Here is a 24,660-nt window from a genome sequence, read left to right as displayed (position 1 = left end):
CGCGCAAACACGCACTATCGTGTACCGGTATGTGATCTTCGTCCCAAGTCATCGGAACGGCAGTCGGGATTTTAAGCGTAGACGCGAAGTTGCACGGCTGAAATTGTCGGTCCTTCTTCTCCGATTCAAACAAAAAGAAAGGATTCGAAGTGGCAACCATGACTTTGGGCAGGCGGTCGCGCTATGCGATCCCCGACGTGCTCGGCGAATCCGCCGTCCGCACGATCATCCAGCACGCGCTGGCCGGCAACCCGGACGCGGTTGCGGCCGCGGACGCGAACCGCTCGCGCACCGTCGTCTGGGACGACTTCGGCGATCAGGTGCTGGTCCATCTCGACAGCGCGCAGGTGCGCCTCGTCAAGTCGCTCGCGTTCGTCAGCGTCGACTTCGAATGTGAGCAGACCGGCCGCGCACCACTGATCGTCACGTTCGCGATGGGCGGCGTGCAGGACGCCGCAGGACTCGTCGCGACGACCGACGACGTGCCACGCGGCCACCCGCTGCTCGCCGGCCGCTGGGGCCGCACCTATCAGGAAACCGTCTGGGCCGCGCTGATCGGCACCGCGCGCCAGCACGCGAGCGAACGCGGGCAGGTGCCGCAGAGCATCCACGTGCTCGACGGCCATCTGCGCCTCGCCGCCGTCGCGCCGCTGGCCCTCGGCGCGACCGCGCTGAAATCCTTCGACGCCGCGTTCCCGGGCAAGCGCAACGGAGCACCGCAATGATCGATCTCGGCGGCATGTCGGGCGAGCTGGCCGATCTGGCCAGGATCGCCGGCCTCCTCAATTCCGACGGCGGCTTCAACAAGGACTGGTTCGGCGCGCCGCTCGGCGCCGCGCCGTCGCTGCGCACTGCGCTGTCGAACGCCGATCAGCGCGACGCAGTGCTGCGGCTGCTCGACGCGCTGCTGCCGCCGAAGACCGGCCCCAACGTGCCAGCCGGCGAGAAATGGCATCCGCTGTTGCCGTCGAATCCGTCGGGCAACGCATACGTGACGGTCCGCGAGCAAGGCGGCGGGCTCGTGATCGGCCTCGCCGGCGACTACGGCACCGCCGACGACGCGACGCCGGTCTCCGCGCGGCTGTCGGTCACGCAGCCGCTGATCGGCGCGGGCGCGTCGGTGTCGGCGCTGCCGGGCTCCGACGACGGGCCGCTGACGGTGCGCCTGCGCGTCGGCGTCGGCCTGACGCCGGGAGCGGGCGGCGGGATCGCGCTGCGCGCGATCGACGTCGTCGCGCGCGCGACGACGAGCGCGTTTTCGTTGCGGATCGTGCTCGAAGGGTTGTCGCTCGACGGCGAGCCGCCGGTCGACAAGACCCTCGATCCGGCGAGCCTTGGCGACGACATTCCCGATCTGCTCGCGGGGCTGCTGAAGCAGGTCGTCGCGAGCGCGGACCCGGCGGCCGTGCGCGCGGTCGGCAACGCGATCGGCCTGCTCGGCCTGGCGGACACCGCGATCCCGGCCTTTCCGTTCGCGCGCGTCGCGAACGATCCGGCCGCAGTCCAACAATGGCTGCAAAGCCTGTTCGAAGGCGCCGGCCCGCTGCCGATCGAAGCCTGGCTCGGCCATTTCGCCGGCTTGTTCGGCGATCTCTTCGGCGCCGCGCCGGCCGTCGAGCCGGGCGCGCTGCCGCAGTCGTTCAGCATCGCGCTGGTGCCGTTCGGCGGCGATTCGTCGCTGCGTCTGCAAGCCGCGCGCGTCGGCAGCTTCTTCCGTCTCGGCCTTGCCGCGCGGCTCGCGTTCGTGCTCGACGGCAAGCGGCTCGCGATCGAGGCCGGCGCATCGCTCGCCGACATTCCGCTCGCCGGCACCGGCCGCGCGCGCGTGCTGCCGGACGCGATCGTGCAACTATCGCTCAGCGGCGGCGGCGGCGGCGATCTGGTGCCGCTCGGCGGAGGCAGCTTTCGCGTCGGCTCGCTGCGCGCGGGGCTGCACTGGGACGGCGCCGCATTGCAGCCGCTCGTCGAGCTCGACGGCGTGCACGTCGCGTCCACCGACTACCCGCGGCTCGATCTGACGAACACGGACAGCGTCGCCGCCGCCGCGACGGCGGCCGTCACCGACGCAATCGACGCCGCGCTCGGCGGCGGTGGTGTCGCGCGCAGCCTCGCGGCGCTCGCCGGCCTCGGCGCGCCGCGCGATCCGGCCAATCCGGCGCAGCCGCTGCCGGGCTGGACGCATCACATCGATCCGGCGACATTCGTCACGAACCCGGCCGGCGCGATTGCCGCAGTCCACCGCGCCGCGCTGCTCGACGCGACGCACGGATGGGCTCCGCTGTTCGGCGAGCTGGCCGCGCTGCTGCCCGGACTGCCGGGCGGTGTCGCCGGCACGGGCGCGGCCACGGACCCGTGGCGCATCGCGCTCGGGCCGGCGATCGGCCCGCTGCAACTGCAGCTCGCCGCGTGGAATGCACAGACGTCGGGCAATCCGGCCGACGTCCAGCGTTTGCGCGTCGGGCTGCGCGTCGCGGCCGATGCAGCGCCGCTGAGCTTTTCGTGGCAGAGCGAAATGCTCGCGTTCGACCTGCCGGCGACCGGCGCGGGCCATCTCGCGTTCATCGGCGCGCAGGCGCTGCGTCTCGCGGTTACGCCCGCGTACAGCGGCACGCTGTTCGACGCCGAAGTGACCGCGAGCGTCGCGAGTCTCGCCGCGCAGCTCGACTGGACGCCCGGCTCGCCGCTCGCGTGGCGCGTCGGGCTCGAAAACGTGCACGTCGACGCCGGCGGCGACAGCTTCACGGTGGCGACGCTCGGCTTCCCGCCGGCGGCCGGTTTCGACCTGTCGAATCCCGCCACCGCCGCCGCGGCGTTCGGCCTCACGCCCGCCACCCTCGAAAAGCTGCTGTCGCTGCTGCTCGGCCAGGCGGCGGCGGCGCTCGGCGATGACGTCCGCGAGCTAAGCGCGCTCGCCGGCCTGCATCGCTTCGCCGACGGACTGCCCGACGACTGGCCGACGCTCGCCGATCCGGCCGCACCGGGACTGTTGCTCACCGATCCGTTGTCGGCCGTGCGCGGCTGGCTCGCGCGGATGCTGACGAGCGCGTCGGCGAGCGGCGAAAGCTACGCGGCGGTGTGGCTCGAGCGCCTGCTCGGCATCGTCGGCGGCGCGCTGCCGGCTAACGTGCTCGACGCGCTGACGCTCGAAGGCGGCGGCACGTACGAAGAGCCGTGGATGCTGCCGTTCCCCGGCGCCGATTCGGCCGATGCCGCGCAGTTGCTGATCTGGCTCGACCCGGCCGGGCCGCCGAGCGCGATCGCGACGGGGCTCGGCGCGCTGGCCTCGGTCGCGCCGACGCCGGCGGTGCTCGTGCCGCTGCTGCGTGATCTCGGCACCTACGACGCGGACCTGCGCGCGCATCTGCACGGCCGCCGCAGCGACGCGCTCGCGTACGGAATCGAACTGTTCGCGGATTTGCTGGAGCGCAGCGACGGCGTCGTGCCGCTCGCGTCACAGCAGCCGGTGGTCGGCGGCTGGACCACCGGCGATCCGGTATTCGCGAGCCACTGGCGGCTGCCCGGCGTGGCGGCCGCGATCACGCAGGTCGGCACGCAGGTGGATGCGCTCGCGGGCGGCGCCGGCGCGCCGCGCGCCGTGCTCCTGCTCGCGCCGGCGCTGGCCGGGCGCGATCCGTGGAACGCGCTGCTCGCGTCGGCCGACGTTCACGGTACGAAGGATCCGGCCGCCCGCTTCGCCCTCGACGATCCGAGCATCCCCGATCCGCTGACCTACCCGCTCGACAGCATGACGGCCGTTGCCGACTGGTACGTTGGCAGCCTGCCCGACGACGATCTGCCCGACTGGAACCGACACGGCGCGCTGATCGGCCGGCTCGTCGATCGCATCGCCTCGCTCCGCCCCGGCGTGCCGGTGACGATCGTCGCGCACTCAACGTTCGGCCTCGCTGCGCGACACTACACGGCCGGCAATCAGGCGAAGGTGAAAGGACTGATCACGCTCGGCACGCCGCACGTCGGCGCGAACCTGCCATTCCTCGTCGATCGCGATCTCGCCGATGCGATCCGCACGATCGCGGTGCTCGCCGGCGACATGACGCCGGGCGCGCTGCCAGACACGGTCCGCTCGCTGACCGTCGCGCTCGACGGCTATCTGCCGCCTGCGGCCGCTGGCGCGCTGCCGCAGCCGCAGCGCTTTCCGTTCGCCGCATTCGACGCGACCGGCGCGGCATTCGACGTCGGCGACGTGCCGGTGCATACGATCGGAGCGGTCGCCATCGCCGATTCGGCGTTCGCCGCGTTCAAGGCGGGCACGCAGGGTTTCGCGACACGGATGGCCGCCGTCGCGCGGCCGATGCCAACGCATCTGGGTGTCGGTTTCTCGGCCGCGCTCGATCTGCCGCCGCCGCAGCAGAACCAGATCGCCGCCGATGCGCGGCTGCGCATCGATCTGCTGCAGATTCCGCTTTCGCATCCGGCCGCCGCCGCGCCACGGCCCGCGCACGGCATGGGCTTCGCGGCCCGCTTCTACCGGCCCGGCGACTGGCTGCTCGGTGGCGCGAGCACGCTGCCGGCGGATCTCGCGGGCTTGTCCGATCCGCGTGTCGCCTTCCTCGACGTGCGCGTGCGCGAAGCGGCGATCGGCCTCGACATTGCGGGCAGCACCGCATCGCCGTGGGTCCGCCTGACGGACGCGGCGCTGCACGGCCCGACTGTCGCGCGCGCCGGCGCGCAGGACGCGATCACGTCGGCGCTGCTCGGCGAGGTGTTCCAGGCGCTGTCGTCGGGCAACGCCGACGTGCTGGGCGCCGCGACGCGGCTGCTCGACGCGCTGACCGCGATCGGCCTCGTCGGCCCCGATCCGCATGGCGGCATCGGACTGCTCGGCGATGCGTGGGCGGCGCTGACGACGGACGCGCTGGGCTTCCTGCGCACGCGGCTGCCGGCCGCGCTCGCGACCGGCGGCTGGCTCGGCATCACCGGCCCGGCCGAAGGACCGTGGCGCTGGGCGCCGGCCGATGCGCCGGTCGAATTCGTGATCCGACCAGCCGGCGGCGGGCAGCCGTGGTCGCTGAACCTGTCCGCCGGCGCCGACAGCAACGCGGCCGGCGAATCGTTCGGCATCGCGTTCGAAGCGGGCGTCACGCTGCCCGCGCTGACGGTCGACGTCGGCGTTGACGCGCATCTGGGCGCGGTCGAGCTCGACTGGCAGGCGAGCGCGGGCCGGCTGACGCTGCGCGCGCAGCCGTGGCTCGACGGGCTCGACCTGATCCCGGTGCCGACGCCGGCCGCCCTGCAGGCGAAGCTGTCCGATCTGTGGCCGCGCGTGCTGTTCTCCGGGGCGGCATCGGCGGCGCTGCACACGCTCGTGCCGACGCTCGATCTCGGCGCGCTCGAACGCTTCCTGCGCGACACCGGCGCGACGCTGCACGACGTGCTGTCGGTCGCCGACGGCAGCGGCTTCGACGTGTCGCGGATCCAGACGATGCTCGCGGACATCGGCCGGATCGCGGGCCTGCCGATCGGTGCCGGACTCGGCCTGCCCGCCGGGCTGCGGCTCGCGGCGACCGGCGCCGGCAACGCCGCCGACCCGCTGCGCGTCGGCCTTGCGACAAGCGCCGACATTGCCGGCGTACTCGGCTTCGATGCCGGCGTGCGCATCGATCCGGCGCGGCACGTGACCCCCGAAGGCACCGTCACGCTGACGCTGCCGCTCGACGGCACGTGGGGCAACATCGGCGTGCGCTTCGGCATCGATCGCGGCGTCGTGCAGCTCACATTGCTGCCCGGCGGCGGCACCGCGCCGATCCAGATCCTGCCGACGTTCAGCGGCCTCGGCGCACTGCGCGGCGCGGCCGAGGCACTGTTGCCGAAGGCGCTCGACGAGCTCGTCGCCGCGCTCGCGCCGCTGCCGGCCTGGCTGCAGAAGCTGCTCGACGTGACCGACGCGCTCGGTCTGCACGACACGGCCGGCGGCTTCGCCGCGCATACCGACCAGCTCCGCAGCCTGCTCGAAGGCAATCTGTCGGCGGGCTTCACCGCGAGCGTCCGCAATCTGGTCGCGCAGAAAGCCGTCGAAGCGCTGCAGGCCGTGCCGGGACTGCCCGCGGTCGTCACGCAGGACGGCGCCCGCGCGCGCTTCGCGCTGAACCTGCCGGCGGGCGTCACGGGGCAAGTCGGCGTGTCCGTCGGCTTTCAGGGCGACGCGCCGTCGGTCGGGCTCTTCGTCGACCAGCTCGAGCTCGCCGGCGTCCTCGCCGCGCGGCTCAATTTCGTTGCGCAGGCGGGCGGCGTCGAATGCGACGGGCGCTTCGGCGCAGTGCTGTCCGCGATCGGCGTGCCGCTCGTGCCGCGCATCGATTTCGCGGCGAACGCCGGGCCCGACGGCGGCTTCAACCTGAGCGTGCAGCCGCTCGCGTCCGGCATCGGCGACAGCGAGCCGGGGCCGCTCGATCTGCGGATCGCGCCGAGCTTCTCCGCGACGCCCGGCGCGGGCTCGGTCGAGCAGTTGATCACCGGCTGGGCGCTGCCGCTCGTCGCGAGCACGCTGCTCGAAGTCGCGCGGCGCGAGTCGCTGCTCGCGACGAAGCTGTGGAGCACCGGCCCGACGGTGCAGGACGTGCTGACCGGCGCGCACCTCGTCGACGTCGGCGGCCATCTGCGCACGCCGCTGCCCGACGTGTGGCCGATGGTCGCCGGCGGGCTGTCGGTGCTCGCGAACGGCGCGTCGATCCCGATCGGCGATCTCGCGCTGTCGCTGGCGGGCGAAGCCGGCCGGCTCGGCGTCCGCCTGAAGGGCCGCGTGAAGTTCGAGACCGACAGCCTGAGCGTCGCGGTGCTGCTCGGCGCGCCGCAGAGCTGGACGCAGGCGGCCGGCGCCGATCCCGGCACGCCGGAAGCTGCAGACGGGCTGCAAATCTTCGTGCTCGACACCAGCGGGCCGGAGCCGGCGCTGAACGTCGGCGTCGAACTGTCGGGCGTCGGCATCGGGATCTATGGCAAGGACGGCCAGGCGCTCGTCGACGATCCATCGATCCACCTGGGCGGCGTCGGCGCGTATCTGTTCATGAACGTCGAGACGCAAGGCGGCCTGCACGTCGAACGGCTAGGCGGCGGCCTCGAGATCAAGGACTTCGGGCTGCCGCTCAACGCGGTGACGGGCGGCGGCGCGGGCGGCGGCAATCCGGTCGTCGGCGCGCTGCTGTCGCAGGGCGGCGCCGGCGGCGACAACCATCCGGCCAATCCGGGCGTCGACATCGAGGTCTGGTATCGCGAGGACGACCAGCTTCACGTGCGGATGGGCGGCGCGACCGGCGTGCTGTGGATCGGCGTGCATTCGAAGTTCGGCCCGATCTACATCGACCAGGTCGGCGTACGGCTGACGAGCAGCGATGCGGGGCTGCTCGTCGACGGCGGCGCGTCGATCGGCGGGTTCACCGCGCAGGTCGACGATCTGACGCTGATCGTCCCGTACCGCACGGCCGGCGATCCGTCGACGTGGACGCTCGACCTGAAGGGCCTCGGCATCGGCTTCAGCCAGCCGGGCCTGACGATCAGCGGCGCGCTCGTGAAATACACGCCGCCGATCGAGTACGACGGGATGCTGCTGATCAAGATCGGCACGATCGGCGCAATCGCGGTCGGCAGCTACGCGGTGCCGGAGGAAGCCGGCGGCGACAAGTACACGTCGCTCGCAATCTTCGGCGGCGTGTTCGTGCCGATCGGCATCGCGCCGATCATCAACCTGACCGCGTTCGGCCTCGGTGTCGGGTTGAACCGTCGGCTGATCGTGCCGAGCGACCTGAACCAGATTCCGGACTTCATGCTGATCCAGGCGCTCGATCATCCGGAGGCGCTCGCGAACGATCCGCTCGGCGCGCTGTTGCGCTTTCGCGACGCGGTGCCGCCGAGCCGCGGCGCATTCTGGCTCGCGGTCGGACTGCGCGGCACGTCGTTCGAGATCGTGCACATCACCGCGGTGCTCTACGTCGAGCTCGATCACGGCGTCGAAGTCGGGCTGCTCGGCCTCGCGCGCGCAGCGCTGCCGGCTGACGACGCCGCGCTCGTCAGCATCGAGCTCGCGCTGAAGGCGCGCTTCTCGAGCGCGGAGATGCTGTTCTCGATCCAGGCGCAGCTCACCGACAACTCGTGGCTGCTGTCGCACGACTGTCAGCTTACCGGCGGCTTCGCGTTCTTCATGTGGTTCCGCGAATCGCAGTTCCTGCTGACGCTCGGCGGCTACCATCCGTCCTTCCAGCCGCGGCCCGAATACCCGGTCGTGCCGCGCCTCGGCTTCCGCTGGAATCTTCTCGGCGTGATCCACATCAAGGGCGAGTCGTACTTCGCGCTGACGAACACCTGCGTGATGGCCGGCACGAGCCTCGAGGCGACCTACGGCCCCGACTGGCTGCAGCTCTGGTTCAATGCGCACGCGGATTTTCTCGCGCAGTGGGATCCGTTCTATTTCGTCGCCGAAATCGGCATTTCGGTCGGCGCGCGCTTCAGCATGGAGATCTGCTTCATTGGCTGCGTGACGATCTCGATCAGCATCTCGGTCGGCGCGACGCTGCATCTCGAAGGGCCGCCGCTGCACGGCTTCGTCACCGTAGATCTGGCGATCGCGTCGGTCACGTTGCCGTTCGGCCCCGACGCGCGCCCGAAGCCGCCGCCGATCTCGTGGGACCAGTTCAAGCTCAAGTATCTGCAGGGCTCCGATCCCGCGGCGCTGCCGGTCAGCGCACAGGTTGCGACCGGCATGCTCTCGCCGGAGCCGCCTGGGGCGCCAGTCGCGCCCGGCACCGCGGATCAGCCGTGGCGGCTCACCGCCGAGTGGAGCTTCCAGACCGAGACGCGGATGCCGGCGCGCGCGTTCGCGTTCGTCACGGAGTCCGCGATCGAGCCGTGGGATCCGAATTCGCCGTCGCGCTTCTCGGTGTTCAGCGTCGACGCGCAGACGTACGACCTCGACATCGGGCCGATGGACGAGGAAAACGTGACGAGCATCCATCGCGTGTTCATCGAGCAGTTCACCGGCGGCGCGTGGCAGCGGATGACGCCGGATCAGCTCGACGCCAACCGCTTCGTGCTCGCACCGCGCATCGGCAAGGTTTCCGAAGCGGCGTACCGCGTGTTCAGCGGCCTGCCGCCCGCCGCTGCGAACACGCTGCCGGCGCTCACCGGGCTCGCGATCAGCGGCATCGCGGAGTTGCGCTCGAACACACCCGACGTGATCCCGATCGCAAAGCTGCGCGACGCGACCAACCCGCGGCCGCTGCCGTTCGCGAAGCCCGACGCGCCGCAATGGGGCGACATCCGCGTGGCCGGCCGCGCTGCTGATCGGTACTACGGCTACGGCAACGACCTCTCGTATCGCGACGCGCTCGCGGCGTCCGCGTCCGTGCTGAGCGGCGTCGGCACCGTGTTCGCCGAGAATCGCGGCGCGAGCGGCGTGATCCCGGGCGGCCTCGGGTCGGTCGCCAGGCAGGCGCTGCTCGTGCGCCGGTCCGCCGCGCCGCTCGTCGCGCCGCTGTCGGCCGGGCTGTCGATGAATCCGGTCGACCTGCCGGCGCCTGCGCCGCTCGTCGCGCCGCCGCCCGTCGAGCCGGTCGCGCTCGCGAAGCCGCGTCTGAAGGCGGTGATGCAGGTCGCGGCGCGCGCGACCGAGAACGCGGCGCCGCGGCTGCGCACGAGCGTGTCCGCCGCGCAGCGCGACGCGGCGCTCGGCACGGTCGTCGTCGGACGCGATCTCGTGCGGCGCGCGATCGTCGCCGGCGCGCGTCTCGAGCGCGTCGCGCCGGTCGCGGCGCCGCGGCCGACCCGCTTCGCGCGCGGCGCGGCGAGCCTGCGCAGCGCGGAAATCGGCGCGGCGGTCGGCGCGGCCCGCGCGCGCGCGTTCGCGCGCACCGAGGCGCTCGCGACGGGCGACGGTGTCGTGCTGCGCGCGGGCGTCACGCAGCTCTGGGACGTGCCGCCCGGCCAGACGGCCCTCGCCTTCGACGGCGATCAGGCGCTGCGCGTGACACTGTTGTCGCGCGGCGGCGGCGTGATCGACGACCGCGAGTACGGCGCGGCCGGTGCGCTGAAGCTCGCGCTGCCGGCGAACTGCGCGATGGTCGCGGTGAGCGGGCTCGGCCGGCTCGGCATCGCCGGCGACGGCTGGCGGTCCGCGCCGGCGCCCGGCGCCGTCACCGCGTTCGCCGCGCCCGCCGGCCGCGAGCCGGCCACCGGCTGGCAGTCGACCGATCGGGGATTGCAGGTCGGCGCGAGTACGCTGCTCGCGCGCGGCGCGGTCGTGCGCGTGTCGCTGCGCGCCGACAACGTCGCGCATCGGCAGAACCTGCCGGTCGGCGTGCTGCCGATGGCCGACGCGGTGCCGGTCGAGGCGAGCGTCGAGACCCGGCTGCCGGCGCACGTAAGCGTCGTCGCGATCCTGCTCGACGCGCTCGGCGCGCGGCTGCCCGGCGACGACGATCTGGATCTGTCGGTGCGCGACGCGACCGTCGGCGCGTTGCCGGTGCGCGCGGGCGGCGGCCAGCGCGCGGTGCTGCTGTTCGACGTCGTGGCGTCGCCGGACGCGCTGAAGGCTGGCCGGCCGATCTCGGTGACGGTCGGCACGGCGGACGACGTGCGGATTTCGGGCGTCGTCGGGCTCGCGGGCACCGCGCGCGAGTGGGGACAGAAACTGAACGGCAGCCTGCCGGAGGACTGGGTGCCCGACGAGCCCCTGACCGCCGACGGCCGCACGCGCGTGCGCTTCGCATAAAGGAGCCGGACACCATGGCAGACCCGAAAGTCGGCGAAATGCTGCTCCACGACTACATCCTGCCGCCGCTCTACGACGGCCAGTACCGGCTCGACGTATCGACGGGCGTGACGGTCGGCGGTGGCGACAAGCCGCTCGACCACCGGATCGCGTACTTCAACGTCGAGGGGCCGCGCTTCACGCTCGCGGCACCCGAAGTGTCCGGGATGTTCCCGCCGAAGAACGGCCACGGGCCGTTCGACGAAGCGATTCCGCACGTCGCGCTCGGCCGCCGCACGCTGCCGTGGGAGCGGCCGTTCTCGGCGGCGCGCGCGAGCGTCGACGGCACGCCGGTCAACGCGGGCGGCACGCCGATTCCGTGGATGGCGCTGCTGATCTTCGAGGACGGTGAGTGCACGATCGAGACCAAGCAGAAGATCGGCGACAAGCTGCCGACGGCCGTCGTCGACCGGCTCGGCGTGCCGCGCGATCTGCTCGTCGACACCGTAACGGCGCCGCGCGACCTCGTCGCGGACCTGATGCCCGCGTATGAGGAGCTCGCGCTGCTGACGCACGTGCGCCAGGTCAACGTCGACGACCGCGAGCTCGCGGCCGGCGATTCCGACGGCTTCTTCGCGGTCGTGATGGGCAACCGGTTGCCGCAGCGCGGCCGCAAGTACCGTTGCTGCCTCGTGTCGATCGAGGAGCGCACCGACATCGTGCCCGAGCTGCCGCCGGCGCCCGATCTCGGCTTCCACATCGTCGACACGCTCGCGATGGCCGACACAGTGCTCGTCGACTATCCGGTCGGCGGCGCACCGCCGCCCGGCACGCGCACCACGCTGCCGCTCGACGTCGCCGTCGGGGCCGCGCCGGCAGCGATGCCTGGGCCGGCGATGGCTTCCGCGCGCGACGACATGCGCGCGCTCACACTGGCCGAGCGCATCCAGGCGCCGCACGTGCGGTTGTTCCAGACGTCGCTCGTGCTGCTCACGACGTGGGTGTTTGAATGCGAGGGCAGCGCGAGCTTCCGCGCGCTGATGCAGGCGCTCGACGTCGGGATGATCGGCAAGCCGCACGACGGCGGCCCGGAGATACTCGACACCGGCCATCTGCGCGTCGAATCGATCAACCGGCTCGGCGCGCCGGAAACCGTGTTCTATCGCGGGCCGCTCGTCGGCACGCCGCTCACGCGCGATACGAACGGGCCATACCACAGTGCCGATCAGGCGCGGCGCGTCGCGCCGGACGTCGGCGCCGAGGACGTGTCGTACGCGTGCGCGTTCGAGGTCGGCCGGCTGCTCGCGGCCGCCGACGCGCGGCTTGCCCAGGAGCTGATGCGCTGGCGGCGCGGCGCGTATCTGCGCTCGGCGCTGACCGACAGCCGCCGCTTCATGAAGGACTATCTGCGCATCGTGCAGCTGATCGACGATCACCTGCCGATGGCGGCGTTCTTCGCGACGCAGGTCGTCGGCCGGATGAACGCCGGCTGCGGGCCGCTCGCCGATCCGACCGGGCTCGCGACGCTGGCTGCCGTGCCCGGATTCAACATCGAACTCGTGCGCGAGACGTTCTCGCTCGACACGCTCGACCATGCGCGCGCGCTGCTCGGCACCGGCGACGCGCTGCTAGGCACCGCGGTCGACGCGCCGCCGCTCGCGCTCGGCGGCATCGAGACGCTCGACGCGGTGCTGCGCGACACTGTCGGCCTCGCGCGGCTGCAGAGCCTGCGCGGCCAGCTGCTCGACAACGTGAAGGCGCAGCTCGGCCCGTTCGGGAGGACTACGCGATGAGAGCACCGCTGACCACCGGCCGCGACGCGCTGCGCGCGCGGCTCAGCGAGCCGGGGCAAGTGCCGGCCGCCGCGCCCGAATCGGGCATGCCGCCGTACATGGAATCGTTCCTCGCGCATCTGCGGCTGCTCGTCGGCGTGCCGTTCGAGTATCTGATCCCGGATCCGCGCCTGTTGCCCGACGAATCGATCCGCTTCTTCTATCTCGACCGGTCGTGGACCGACCGGCTCGTCGACGGTGCGGTCACGGTCGGCAAGATCGGCAGCCGCGAGCAGGCACATCACCAGGGCCACGCGGACGCGGTATCGCGCACGCTCGACGTGTCCGAGCGGATGGTGCGCAGCCTGCAGCGCGGCCGCGAGGGCTTCGAGACGATCCGCGCGAAGACGTTCGCGGGCACGCCGCCGTCGGCCGATCTCGTGACCGGCTTCGTGCTGCGCTCGGGCACAGTGTCCGGCTGGCCGCACATGGACGTGCGCGCGTACACCGAGCGCATCCCCGAGCCTTTCGACGCGAGCTCGGATCACGCGATCTCGAAGCAGCTTGCGCTGCTGCGTCTCGAACGGCTGTCGCCGGGCGTGCTGTTCGCGCTGTTCGAAGGCGTGCCGGTGCTCGTGACGCTCGAAGAGCCGCATCACGGAATCCAGTTCGGCGTCGACGTGTCGAGCGACGGCAGCAGCGCGACCGTGCCGCTGCGCACGAAGACGGGCCAGCTCCTCGTCAAGGGCGGCCGCGCAGTGCCGGTGCCGCTGCCGCGGCGCGCGCGCCGCCAGGACGTGATCGACATCAAACGCCTGCGCGACCAGCTCGCGGCGAAGGCCGGCACCGAAATCGACGACACCGGCCAGACGCCGATCGTGCAAAGCGGCAGCGCCGCGTTCGCGATCGCCGTGCTCGATCCGCCGTGGCGGCAGCGCTTCGAGGGCACCGAGGATCTGGCGGGCGAGCCGCCCGCGCCGACGCAGCCGCGCGTGCTCGGCGTGAGCCAGCGCGTGCGGCAGGTCGCGTTGAAGATGGCGGTCGAAACGGCGTTCGGTCCAAAGGGGAAATGATCATGGCCATCGACAAGCGGCTCTTCGCAGCGGCCGTCGCCAACGGGCTCGATCCGCGCGCCGCCGCGACCTGGCATCCGGACCTGCCGCGCACGCCGCGCGTGCTCGTGCCGATCCAGGTCGACGCGCTCGTCGTGCGCGCCGAGGGCGGTGTCTGGGCCGACTGCGCGATGCGCGACCCCGATCCGGACACGGAAATCGCGATCGAGGCCGGCCAGCTTTTGCCGGCGCCGTTCGCCGAGCGGGCGACGCCGCGTGCGCGCGGGGTGCATCTGCACTGGGCGCTGCCGGACGGGCTCACGCGCGGTGTCGGCGCGATTCCGCCCGACGACGCGACACCCGCCGAGCGCGCGAAGCTGAACGGCGCGACGTTTCCGGCGATTCCCGACCGCTGGCTGGTGCTGCGCATCGGCGGCGGCGCGGACCGGAGCCTGTCGCGGCGCGCGGTCACCGGCTGGGTGATCGAGGCCGGCGGCCGCGCGCCGGTCGTCACGCCACTCGATGCGTGGAAAGAGCCGGGGCCGGACGCGACCCGGCCGACGAGCGAGAATCCGACCGCCGCGCCCACAGGCGGCGCGCCGGACAACCGTCCGCGCAAGGCGCTGACCGCGCTCGGCAACGGCGACCCCGCATGGGCCGCGTACTACGACAACGTGACGAACCGCCTCGCGTTCCACGACGCGCTCGACGGCGTGAACGAAGGCCCGCTCGCGTATCTCGTCTGCGGCTGGTACGGCGACCCGGCGCGCGACGTGCTCGGCGATTCGATCACGTCGCTCGCGGCGTTCGAGGCGCGCATCGGCGAACTCGGCTGGTCGCTGCCGGCCGGCGCGTACGGTCAGTCGGCGCATGCGTACGACCGCATTCGCGCGGCGTCGCTCGTCGGCCTCGAGACGCGCGAGGCGACCGAGATGCCAATGATGCGCGCGGCGCTCGACATGAGCGGCCGCGCCGCGTTCGACGTCGCGCATAGCCTCGATGTCGAGGGCGTCGTGCAGGCGGCGCCGATCGACCGCGAAGGATTGCCGGTCGGCGGCTATCACCGGATCGTCGACAGTTGGTGGCCGAAATACACGCTGCTGCACGGCGGCGTGGTCGGCATCGGCTGGCCGAATCAGGGCATTCCGGTCGCACCGTCGGGCCTGCTCGGCGGCGGCGATCAGGTCGGCGGGCCGCCGCCGGCCGGCGACATCCGCGTCGCGATCGGCCACACGATGACCGACGCGCTCGCCGCGCTGTTCGCCGCGACCAACCATTCGGCCGACGACGCGCGCGCGCTCGAGGCCGCGCTGCTCGGCGGCGCCGATCAGCTCGACGAGGCCGATGCGGCGAGCCGCGTCGACGTGCGCGTGCACGCGGCCAGCTTCGGCTCGCTGCCCGGCGGCTACGTGACCGAGACAATCATGCAGCGGCCACCGGCGGGCGCGCCCGGCGCGCCGCGCGTCGATCCGTCGAAGACCGACCCCGGCGTGTTCCGCGGCAAGCTGCCGGCCGCACCCGGCGGCAAGGGCGGCCGGGGCGTCGTGCATGGACAGGCGCTCGGCATTGGCGTCGTCGCGAGCGAGCAGCGCGTGAATCCGAAGCTCGGCGGCGTGAAGGTGCATGCGGACCGCAGCCTCGGCGACATCGCGAACCTGCGCCGCATCGCGGACTCGGTCGCCATGCCGCCGGCAGGCGATCCCGCACCGCAGCCGGTCGAGGTGAAGCGCGCGCTGCCGCGCTTTTACATCCCGTCCGATCCGGTGATCCTGCTGCAGGGGATCAACCGCTCGTTCAAGCACGGCGCCGACGGACGCTTCTCCGAAAACGGCACGCTGCCGTGCCGCGTCAGCGACACAACCGTGCGCGAGCTCGCGCCGATGGCGATCCACGATCTGCCGGGCGGCGGCGTGCTGCGCGGGCCGGACCTGCTCGCGCGCGGCGTCGCGAACGGCAGCGTGCCGCCCGAATGCGACGCGCTGCTCAACGAGCTCGCGGTCCTCGATCCGGGCTCCGCGACGTTCGGCGCGCGTGCGTCGGCGCGCGCCGCGCAGCGGCTCTCGCGCGATGCCGTGCAGCGCGCGGCGAAGACCTACGCAGTCGAGCAGACGATCTGGTGGGCGTCGCGCGACCTGCATCGCGACATGGCGCCGCTCGGCGCGCGCAGCGGCTTCGCGGGGACGCTGCCGTGCGCGATCGCGGTGTCGCCGCCGCAACGTCCGTGGGTGCCGCTGCATCTGGACTGGGAAGTCGAATACCTGTCGAGCGGCGATAGCGACTGGCAGCTCGGCGAGATCGACTTCGACGCGAAGGCCGACGCGGTGCCGCCCGCCGATGCGCTGCCGGCCGGCATCGTGCTGCGCGGCCGCGCGCTGCTGACGCCCGGCGCCGCGCAGACCGCGGCGGCCGCGGTGCGGCAGACGCTCGACCGCGCGCGGCAGTCCGGCGGATCGACCGCGCTGAAGCCGGGGATGATCGAGCAGTTCCATTCGGAGATGGCGAAAACGCTGCTGACCGAGCTCGCGAACATGCCGGTCGGCCAGCGCGCGACGCGAGCGGCGGCGGCCGGCGACGCCGATCTGCGCTCGGTCGCCGAGGCGCTCGCCAACATGGACGTGCTCGCCGGCGCGCTCGACCGCTTCCATACGCGGCTGCGCGTCGGCTACGTCGCCGACGGCACCGCCGCGCCGGCGTCCGGCGATCCGGCGCCCGCGCCGTTCTTCGCGCTGCGCGCCGGCTATCTGCGGATCCGCCGTCTGCGCCTCGTCGACTGCTTCGGGCAGATCGTCGATCTGGCCGGCTCGTCGGCGACGAGCAACGCCGACATGACGACGGTGATCCGCTCCGAGCCGATGACCGTCGCCGACCGCCCCGACCTGCTCGAGCTCTCGCCGCGCTTCACCGCGCCGACGCGGCTGCTGTTCCGCTTCATGGCCGCCGCCGACGACGCGACCGAGGCGCGCGACGACCGCACGCCGCTCTGCGGCTTCCTGCTGCCTGACCATCTCGACGCCGAGCTGCAGTTCCACGCGCCGGACGGCGGCGGGATCGGCGCGGTGCGCTTCGACCGCGACGCCGGCGTGCAGTGGGAAGACGCGCCGGGCAAGCCGAGCACCGTCGGCGCGTCGCCGCTGCGCGCGATCGGCAATCCGCATCTCGCCGGCATCGCGCAGGGCCTCGTCGACTGGGGCGTCGCCGATTCGACGCGCGGCGATCCGGATTTCGACACCGCGCTGTCGTCGCTGCTGCGCGTGATCGACACGACGCTGTGGACCGTCGATCCGTTCGGCCATGCGGGTGACGAGCACCTGTCGCTGCTCGTCGGCCATCCGGTCGCGGTGATGCGCGCGCGGCTCACGCTCGAGATCCGCGAGCCGATCGCGCCCGACGCGCTGCAGGCGCACCGGGTGCCGGTGCGGCTCGGCGCGCTCGCGCAGTGGCAGGACGGCCTGCTCGGCTATTTCGTCGACGACGACTACCGGACGCTGCATCTGCCCGATCCGGCCGCGGCCGGCTTCGCGCGCCCGCTCGGGCCCGGCCAGGGCTTCCTGCAGAACCCGACGCGCACGACCGGCTACTACGACCACTTCGCCGACGATCTCGGCGTCGCCACGCAGGCGGGCGCGAGCCCGGTCGATCACGACTTCGTCGATCCGTCCGGTGTGATCTTCCTGCGGCCCGGCCAGACCGTGATGCTGACGCTGCTGATGGAGCCGCACAGCGTCGTGAACGCGACCTGCGGGCTCCTGCCGCGCAAGGCGATCGGAATGCGCCGCGAATGGGTGACGGGCGGCCTCGCGGCGATCGCGCCGACCTTCCGCTTCGGCCCGGTGCTCGTCGATCCGAAGCGCATCCGGATGCCACTCGCGGCCGAGCTGAACGGCACGTGGAGCTGGTGCCACCGCGTCGACGCGACGACGTGGCAGGAAGATCAGGTGATCAATTCGAACGGCGACGGCGAACTGCCGCGCGACCCGGTCGAAGGTCAGGAAGGTTGGCTCAAACTGTCGCCGGAAAAACCGGCACCGGGAAGCGGAACATGAGCGAGCACGACGACGATCGCGAGGAAGAAGGCAGCGCCGAGGAACCCGAGGCGCTGTCGTTCCAGCACGATCTGCCCGCGGGCGGCCTCGACCGCCAGGGCAGCGAATGGGGCCGCAGCATCGCGGACATCGAGCGCGTGCCGTTCGGTGGCCAGGGCTGGTGGGAAAACATCGGCCCCGCGCCGCTGCACGTGCTCGGCGACCAGATTTTTCAGGGGATCGGGCCGAACTCCGGCCAGGTCGTCGACATCGCGATCGACCCGAGCGGCGACCGGCGCCGGCTCTACATCGCGACCAACAGCGGCGGCGTCTGGAAAAGCGGCGACGGCGGCCAGACCTGGCACGCGCTGACCGACTTGCTGCCGTCGATGCAGATCGGCGCGGTCGCGATCGACCCGGGCGACCCGGACATCGTCTACGCGGGCACCGGCAACCTGTTCGAAGGCGGCGGCGGCATCCGCAAGGCGCGCGGGCTGTTCAGGTCGCTCGACGGCGGCGACACATGGGCGCCCGCGTACGGCGACGACGACGCGCGCGCGTTCCTGTCGGCCGGGATCAACCGGATCGTCTGCCCGGCGCCGAATACGCTGCTGGTCGCGACCGAAAGCGGCCTGTATCTGTCGGTCGACGGCGGCCGCAATTTCGGCGGCAATCCGCCGGCGTTCGACGACGGCGCGTCGCTGATGCTGTTCGAGCCGGCCGACACGACCGGCGTGTCGACCAGCCAGCAGTTCATCAGCGCGCTGCAGGTCGACCCGGCGGCCACTTCCGTGCTGCGCGTCGAGGACGCGAGCGCCGACTCGCCGATCAACGTGCGCTGCACCGCGCACGGGTTCCAGAACAGCGACCGCGTGTTCGTCGGCGGCGTGGCGCCGAACCGCCTCGCAAACGGAAGCTGGCTCGTCGACGTCGTCGACGCCGATCACTTCACGCTGCGCGGCTCGTCCGGCGCGGGCGGCGGTGCGGCGTCCGGCTGGGCGATCGGCCCCGCGCGGCCGCGCACGCTGGCGATGACCGGCGCGACGAACCCGGCCGGCGCGCTGCCGATCGTCGTGACAAGCGCGAACCACGAGCTCGTCTCGGGCGACGTCGTCGCGGTGCACGGCGTGAACGGCAACCGCGGCGCGAACGGCGTCTGGTCGATCCGCGTCGTCGACGACGATCGCTTCGAGCTCGACGCGTCGCGCGGCACCGGCGCATATGCGGCCGGCAGCGGCACGATCGATGCGGCGCCGCGCCGGATCTCGTTCTCGATCAACGCCGCAGCGAACACGACGACTGCGATCGAGATCACCGCGCCTGGCCACACGCTGCGCGAAGGTGACACGGTGCGCGTGACCGGCCTGCCGGGGATCAACGGCGCCGACCGGCAACGGCGCGTGCGGCTCGTCGCCGGGCAGCCGGATCACGTGCGGCTGCCCGGCACGCGGATGAACGCGGCCTATGGCGGCGCCGGCGGCCGCGTCGAAGCCGCCTCGGTATGGAATCACGCGCTCTACGCTGTGCAGGCGGGCGGCGGCGATCCGCTGGGCGGGCTCAACCGCCTCGCGCTGACGAGCGACGGGCCGGTGCGCTCCCGCGACCTGCTGCGCGGCGCGCCCGGCGTGCCGGCCAGCTACGGCAACGTCGCGGTCGCGCAATCGATGCTGACCCGCGCCACCGCGCCGATGCCCGACGGCCGCGTACTGTTCGCCGCCGTACAGTCGGGCTCGGGATCGAGCGCGCGGCTGCGTACGCTGCTTGTGTCGTCTGATCACGGGCGGAGCTGGACGTCGCGCCTCGCGAACCTGCAACCGCGGCTCGTCGGCAACGAGGCGAACCAGACCAACTACGACCTGACGGTCGGCGTCGATCCGGTCGACCCGACGCGGCTCTACATCGCGCTCAAGCAGCTCTTCACGTCCGCCGACAGCGGCCAGACCTGGCCGGCCGTCACGCCGATCACCGGCGGCGGCGTCGACTTCAATTCCGTCGGCAACTTTTCGCCGGCCGCGAGCTTCTGCCTGCTGCACTGGGACCACCACGAGCTGACGTTCGCGCCGCCGACGCACTGGAACTGGGCCGCCGGGCAGCCAACCGCGCCGGCCGCTGCGTACGTCGGCACCGACGGCGGCATCGTTCGCAGCGACGACGGCGGCGCGAGCTACGTGTCGCTGAACGTCGGGATCGAGACCAACCTGTTCGTCGGCTTCGACATGGGCCAGGGTGCCGACGTCGGCGTATCGTTCGGCGGGATGCAGGACACCGGCACGGCCGGCAAGCGCGCGATCGACGCCGCGCGCAACTGGTCCGCAGGCACCGACGGCGACGGCAGCCACACGGCCGTCGATCCGGCGAACGGCAACATCGTCTACGGGCTCGCCAACGGCGACCTGATCCTGAGCCGGGATGGCGGCGTCAATTGGGTGTCGCAAGGCCAGAACGCGGTGGTGCCGATCCTAGGCATCGAGAACATGAATCCCGCGTCGGCGCGGATCACCTGCCTGCGGCATCCGTTCGTCACCGGCGACCGCGTGACGATCTCGGGCGCGACCGGCGCCGGCGGCCTCGCGAACGGCAGCTACACGATCACCGTCGACAACGATCACCAGTTCCGGCTGAACGGCTTTCATCCGGCCGCCCTGCCCGCGCTCGAATCCGGGCCGCAGGCGAGCGGCCCGCGCTACCCGCGCACGCTGCGCATCGCGGGCGCGAGCCTGCAAGCGCCGATCCGCATCACGACCGACGGGCCGCACGGCTTCGCGACCGGCGATCAGGTCAACGTCGCCGGCGTGCTCGGCAACACGGCCGCAAACAACGACGCCGCGCGGCCGTCGTGGACGATCACCGTCGTCGACGCGACCGCGTTCACGCTCGACGGCAGCGACGGCACGGATCCAGCGCTGACGCCGATGCCGAACACCGGCCTCGTGCGCGGCCCGCGCACCGTGCAGGCGGTGCCGATCGTGTTCACGACGCACCCGAGCGCCGCGCAGGTCGCCGCGAGCGGCCACGGCCTCGTCGTCACCGCGCCCGACCACTGCTTCGCGACCGGCGACGCGGTCGACATCGCGAACGTGCCCGGCAACACCGCGTCGAACGGCGCGGGCCGCACGATCCGCGTGATCGACCGCAACAGCTTCGAACTCGTCGGCGTGGCCGGGAACAATCCGTGGCGCAACGGCCCGCGCGCGACCGGCCCGACGTTCGGGCGCGGCCTGCCCGCGACGCACGATCGTTTCGTGCGCATCGCGCTAGTGCCAAATGCGCCGGCCCCCGCGACGCGCATCTATGCGTCCGACGGGCGGCGGCTGTTCCGCAGCGACGACGCGGGCTTCAACTTCACGCAGGTCGCGGGCACGAGCCAGTTCCCGTCGGAGATCACGTGCATCGTGAGCCCGGCCGCGAACCGGCTCTGGGTCGGCGTGCGCGCGCGCACGTCGGGCGGCGCACAGCGTTCCGGCGAAGTGCGCTTCTCCACCGACGGCGGCGCGACCTGGGCCGCCTCGCCCGCGCTCGACACGACGCCCGGCGGCCGCACGTCGATCGCCGCGATCGCCGAGGATCCGGCCGTCGCGAACGGCAACCGCGTGGCCATCGTCTACTCCGGCTACTCGGCGACCGACCCGCTGTTCCGCACGCGCCATGTGTACCTGACCGACGATCGCGGCGCAAACTGGCGCGAAATCGGCGGCACACGGCTCGCGGCGACCGGCAACGTGCCGGACCTGCCGGTGCTGTCGGCCGCGTTCGACCGCAGCACCGCGCCGTCGACGCTTTACGTCGCGACCGACGCGGGGGTGCTACGCTGGCTTGAGGCGTCGAATCGATGGGAGCGCGTCGGCGCGAATCTGCCGAACGTGTCGTGCCAGCGCGTCGTGCTCGCCCCGACCGCCGCGCCGGCCAGCACGATCCGCATCGGCACGTACGGCCGCAGCGCGTTCGAGCTCAAGCGCAGTGCCGACGCGAAGCTGATCGTTCGCGGCAATCTCGGCTTCTCGTCGACGGTGCTCGGCCGCGACCGGCGCCGCCAAGTCGTGCTGCACAACGCGGGCGGCGCGACGCTGTCGGTCATGCATCTCGACGTGGCACTCGCTGGCGGCGATTTTCGTCTCGACGCGCCGCCTGCCACGCCGTTCGATCTCGCGGCCGGCGAGCAGCGCGTACTCGACGTAGTGTTCACACCGAGCGTCGCGGGGCGGCGCGGCGGCGAGATGCAGATCGACAGCAGCGCCGGCAGCCAGACACTGCGCTGTTCCGGCGACGGCGTCACCGGCGCGGGGCCGATCCGCGTCGGCATCACACAGACGCTCCCGTTCGGGATCACGCCGCCGACGCTGTCGCTCGATCTCGACGCGCGGATCGAGAACGTCGGCTTCGTACCGGCGGAAATCGGCAGCATCGCGATCGTCGCCGGCGGCAATCCGGGCTTCACGCTCGCCACACCGCCCGCGACGCCGTTCACGCTGCAGCCGGGCGACGTCCGCATCGTGACCGCACGCTTCTCGCCTACGGCGGCGACAGCCGGCGCGGTGAACGCGACGCTGCAGATCGGCGTGCAGCCGGTCGGCGGGCCGCAGCGCTTCACGCGCGACTGCACGCTGAGCGGCACGGCAACGAACAACGCGCTCGATCTGCTGAGCATCATGCTGCACGCGCTCGGGCTGGCCGCGGAGCCATCCCTCGCGGATTAGGGTCTGTTCACGTGAATAACGGGCTTGCACTGGCGGCGACTGCGGTTCACAGTCTGGCGATGGTCGACTGACGACCGCCGCCCGCCTCGGCCGGCGGCGACTTGGGACGAGCGATGCAGAGCGGCAGACCGCCTCCACGGCGTGTGAGATATGACAAGGAGATCCGGGTCGGCGGATCCGGATGGTTCGGCCGGTTGTTGGCCTACGTGCTCGGCGCGGCCGTGCTCGTGGCCGCAGCGATGCTGTCGATGGTCCTGCTCGCGGTGATGTTCGCGGCGGGCGCGATCGCCGTCGGTTATCTGTGGTGGAAGACGCGCGCGCTGCGGCGGCAGACTCGCGCGTTCGGCAACGATGGCCGAACTGTCGACGTCGAAGTTGTCCATAAGGACACCCTGGACGACTCCGCGGAACGCTGACGATCGATGACGTGCTCGCCTGCGCGCCTTCGATTCGGACAGAGCTCGGACAGACCTGCAGGTCGAGCACCAGCCGCGTTGAACGCGTGTCGAGGTGTCAGTGTTAATTATGTCAACTTTGACGTGGAATCCTAACAAATTGGATCGCCCATAGGGGCATCGGTCGCCACTATCGTCGCCGCAACCGTTGCACGATCATAGTCTAGGCGGTGGCGGCCTGCGCAAAGCTGTATGCGTGGCGGCCTGACACTCGACGCAGCACGTCAACCGCTTCCGCTTCCCGCAAACACTCACCGGCGGGATGCGTCGACCGTTTGACGAGATCGGGCCGGCCGACGCGCCACGCACTCTGCGCGAGGCAGCGGCGGGGATACCGCCGAGCACACCGTGCGCCCACCACCCTGCTCCGACGCGGTCCGGCAGAAAGAAGTCCACCGCCTTGCGGTAATCGTCCGATTCGTGAGAAATCTGCCGCGATATATTTGAATTCACGCTTCGCGAAACATCACCTTATCTTTTCGCTGTTCGCGAACCGGCATGATGAGTGTGAGTCCATCTGCACCAATCGTGGTGATCCAGATTTTTAAGCAACTCCGCACGACGATGCTCACGGCGATAGTGATTCGCAACAACAATCGCCGCGAGGACCAGCACGAACGTCCCGACCACAATCCCCACCCATGATCCGTCCATCGTTGCCTCCGTCATTGCGTCCAATCCAGGCGACGGCTGACGCCCACTTGCTTCCGGGCATTGTGGTCGATTATCGCGCTGCGCGGCCTGCTTGAATAGCCCAAGCCGGTCCTGCCGACACTGCTTAGCGAACTCGCGAAACCGCCTTCAGGACTGCACGCCCCTCAGCTGTCACCTGGATCCGTCGATCATCGGAAGCCGAGGGCTCAAAGGTGACCAGTTGGCGCTCCAGTAGCGTGAGAAGCTCCTCGCGGTGAGATCCAATCTGGTCCGGGGCATCCCACGCCATCATCAACGTTGAGATTTCGTGCGGACTTAGCATCGTGAGCATAGGGGCCTCGCAGCGAAACATTCGGATGTTGGCAATATGCGCCGACGCACGACGCTCCGGCCATCATAGTGTCGTGAAACAACTCGAGACGCGCATAATGCGCGGCCTAAACGACGTAGTCAGCGAACTCATCGCAACCGTCGTGCGGACCGGTGTGTACCTTGTAAGACGTTTAAAGGTGCGGAACACTGCGGGAATGAACGTCGTATTGCGATTCGACGATCTTCATCCATTCCACGTGGGTGCGTGACGCAATGGTGCCGAGTTGACCACCATACGACAATGCTCGCTCGGCGCGCGATTGCAAGAGTTTCGTTTGCTGTGCAATGGCTGCTTCCGGGGACTTGCACGACAGTGCTTCGGCCCAGTACGACCCGCTTTCGGTAAGCGCCTGTCGAGCCGCCTGGAGATTGAGTTGAATCATTTGCTCGTAGCCTTCGAATGCCCGGTTCGTGAGCGCAAACATGGCGGCTGCGTTGGCTTTGCCCGACGCAACAAGTTGATCCGGTGTGAAATCCATCATTCATACGCTCCCTTGTGTGGTTCGACGCATACCTTGCACATGCCTATCCGGAAGACTTGAAGACAAGGGCAAGTCGGGAAACCGCCATTGTTCCCTGCATGACCGCAATGTCGATTTATGTCAAAGATTTTAGCTTGATGCTATTGAATCCGGCGCACCGCTCCGTAGGTAAATGCCCTAGGGAATCACTGATTAATAGGCGATCACGCGAGGTTATCGACGACGCGGGCGTGGCAAGGCTGAATGCCGAAGCGAAGCGTCGCCCGTTCGGAGAAGTTCGACCCGAGGAAGTGCCTCATTTCTCGCATTTCTCACACGCATGATGGATTGCTCCCATGAATCGTCCGCAATTGGTTTCGCGCGATCACGAGGTTCGCCAAGGCGAACAAACTGAACAGTTGCGCCGTGTTCTTGAGCAGTCCCTTGTAGCGCGCCTTGCGATGACGGAAGAGGTTCTT

The 24,660-nt window shown here is 71.1% G+C and carries 8 protein-coding genes and 1 pseudogene; 7 read left to right on the top strand and 2 right to left on the bottom strand.

Going from position 1 to position 24,660, the window contains the following annotated elements:
• Window positions 1–158: 158 nt before the first annotated feature.
• From KVT39_RS34480 to KVT39_RS34450, 7 genes are all read left to right on the top strand, one after another.
• Window positions 159–725 (top strand): hypothetical protein, encoded by a 567-nt coding sequence (locus KVT39_RS34480; RefSeq protein ID WP_217591182.1) that lies wholly within the window; start codon window positions 159–161, stop codon window positions 723–725.
• Window positions 722–10,720 (top strand): DUF6603 domain-containing protein, encoded by a 9,999-nt coding sequence (locus tag KVT39_RS34475; RefSeq protein WP_217591181.1) that lies wholly within the window; start codon window positions 722–724, stop codon window positions 10,718–10,720. Before KVT39_RS34480 ends, KVT39_RS34475 begins: the two co-directional genes overlap by 4 nt.
• A 14-nt stretch (window positions 10,721–10,734) precedes the next feature.
• Window positions 10,735–12,492: a hypothetical protein gene (locus tag KVT39_RS34470; protein WP_217591180.1), complete on the top strand. Its 1,758-nt coding sequence runs from the start codon at window positions 10,735–10,737 to the stop codon at window positions 12,490–12,492.
• Window positions 12,489–13,544 carry a hypothetical protein gene (locus tag KVT39_RS34465; protein ID WP_217591179.1) on the top strand — a complete coding sequence of 352 codons (1,056 nt, stop codon included), beginning with the start codon at window positions 12,489–12,491 and terminating at the stop codon, window positions 13,542–13,544. Before KVT39_RS34470 ends, KVT39_RS34465 begins: the two co-directional genes overlap by 4 nt.
• Before the next feature lie 2 nt (window positions 13,545–13,546).
• Window positions 13,547–17,566, top strand: a complete 4,020-nt coding sequence (locus KVT39_RS34460; protein WP_217591178.1) for a hypothetical protein — start codon at window positions 13,547–13,549, stop codon at window positions 17,564–17,566.
• Window positions 17,563–22,239: a hypothetical protein gene (locus tag KVT39_RS34455; RefSeq protein ID WP_217591177.1), complete on the top strand. Its 4,677-nt coding sequence runs from the start codon at window positions 17,563–17,565 to the stop codon at window positions 22,237–22,239. Before KVT39_RS34460 ends, KVT39_RS34455 begins: the two co-directional genes overlap by 4 nt.
• A gap of 197 nt (window positions 22,240–22,436) precedes the next feature.
• Window positions 22,437–22,655, top strand: a complete 219-nt coding sequence (locus KVT39_RS34450) for a hypothetical protein (protein ID WP_254640745.1) — start codon at window positions 22,437–22,439, stop codon at window positions 22,653–22,655.
• 1,196 nt (window positions 22,656–23,851) lie between these two features.
• Here the strand turns inward: KVT39_RS34450 and KVT39_RS34445 are convergent.
• Both KVT39_RS34445 and KVT39_RS34440 read right to left on the bottom strand, forming a co-directional pair.
• On the bottom strand, window positions 23,852–24,202 hold the full coding sequence (locus KVT39_RS34445) for a phasin family protein (RefSeq protein ID WP_217591175.1): 351 nt from the start codon (window positions 24,200–24,202) through the stop codon (window positions 23,852–23,854).
• 311 nt (window positions 24,203–24,513) lie between these two features.
• Window positions 24,514–24,660 (bottom strand): annotated as a pseudogene (locus KVT39_RS34440) (IS5/IS1182 family transposase); the annotation flags it as partial.

This window comes from Burkholderia sp. GbtcB21 (genome assembly GCF_019091065.1).
GTDB classification, from domain to species: Bacteria; Pseudomonadota; Gammaproteobacteria; order Burkholderiales; family Burkholderiaceae; genus Burkholderia; species Burkholderia pyrrocinia_C.
The sequence above is the reverse complement of the archived record's forward strand: the minus strand, read 5'-3'. Positions and strand labels throughout refer to the sequence as shown.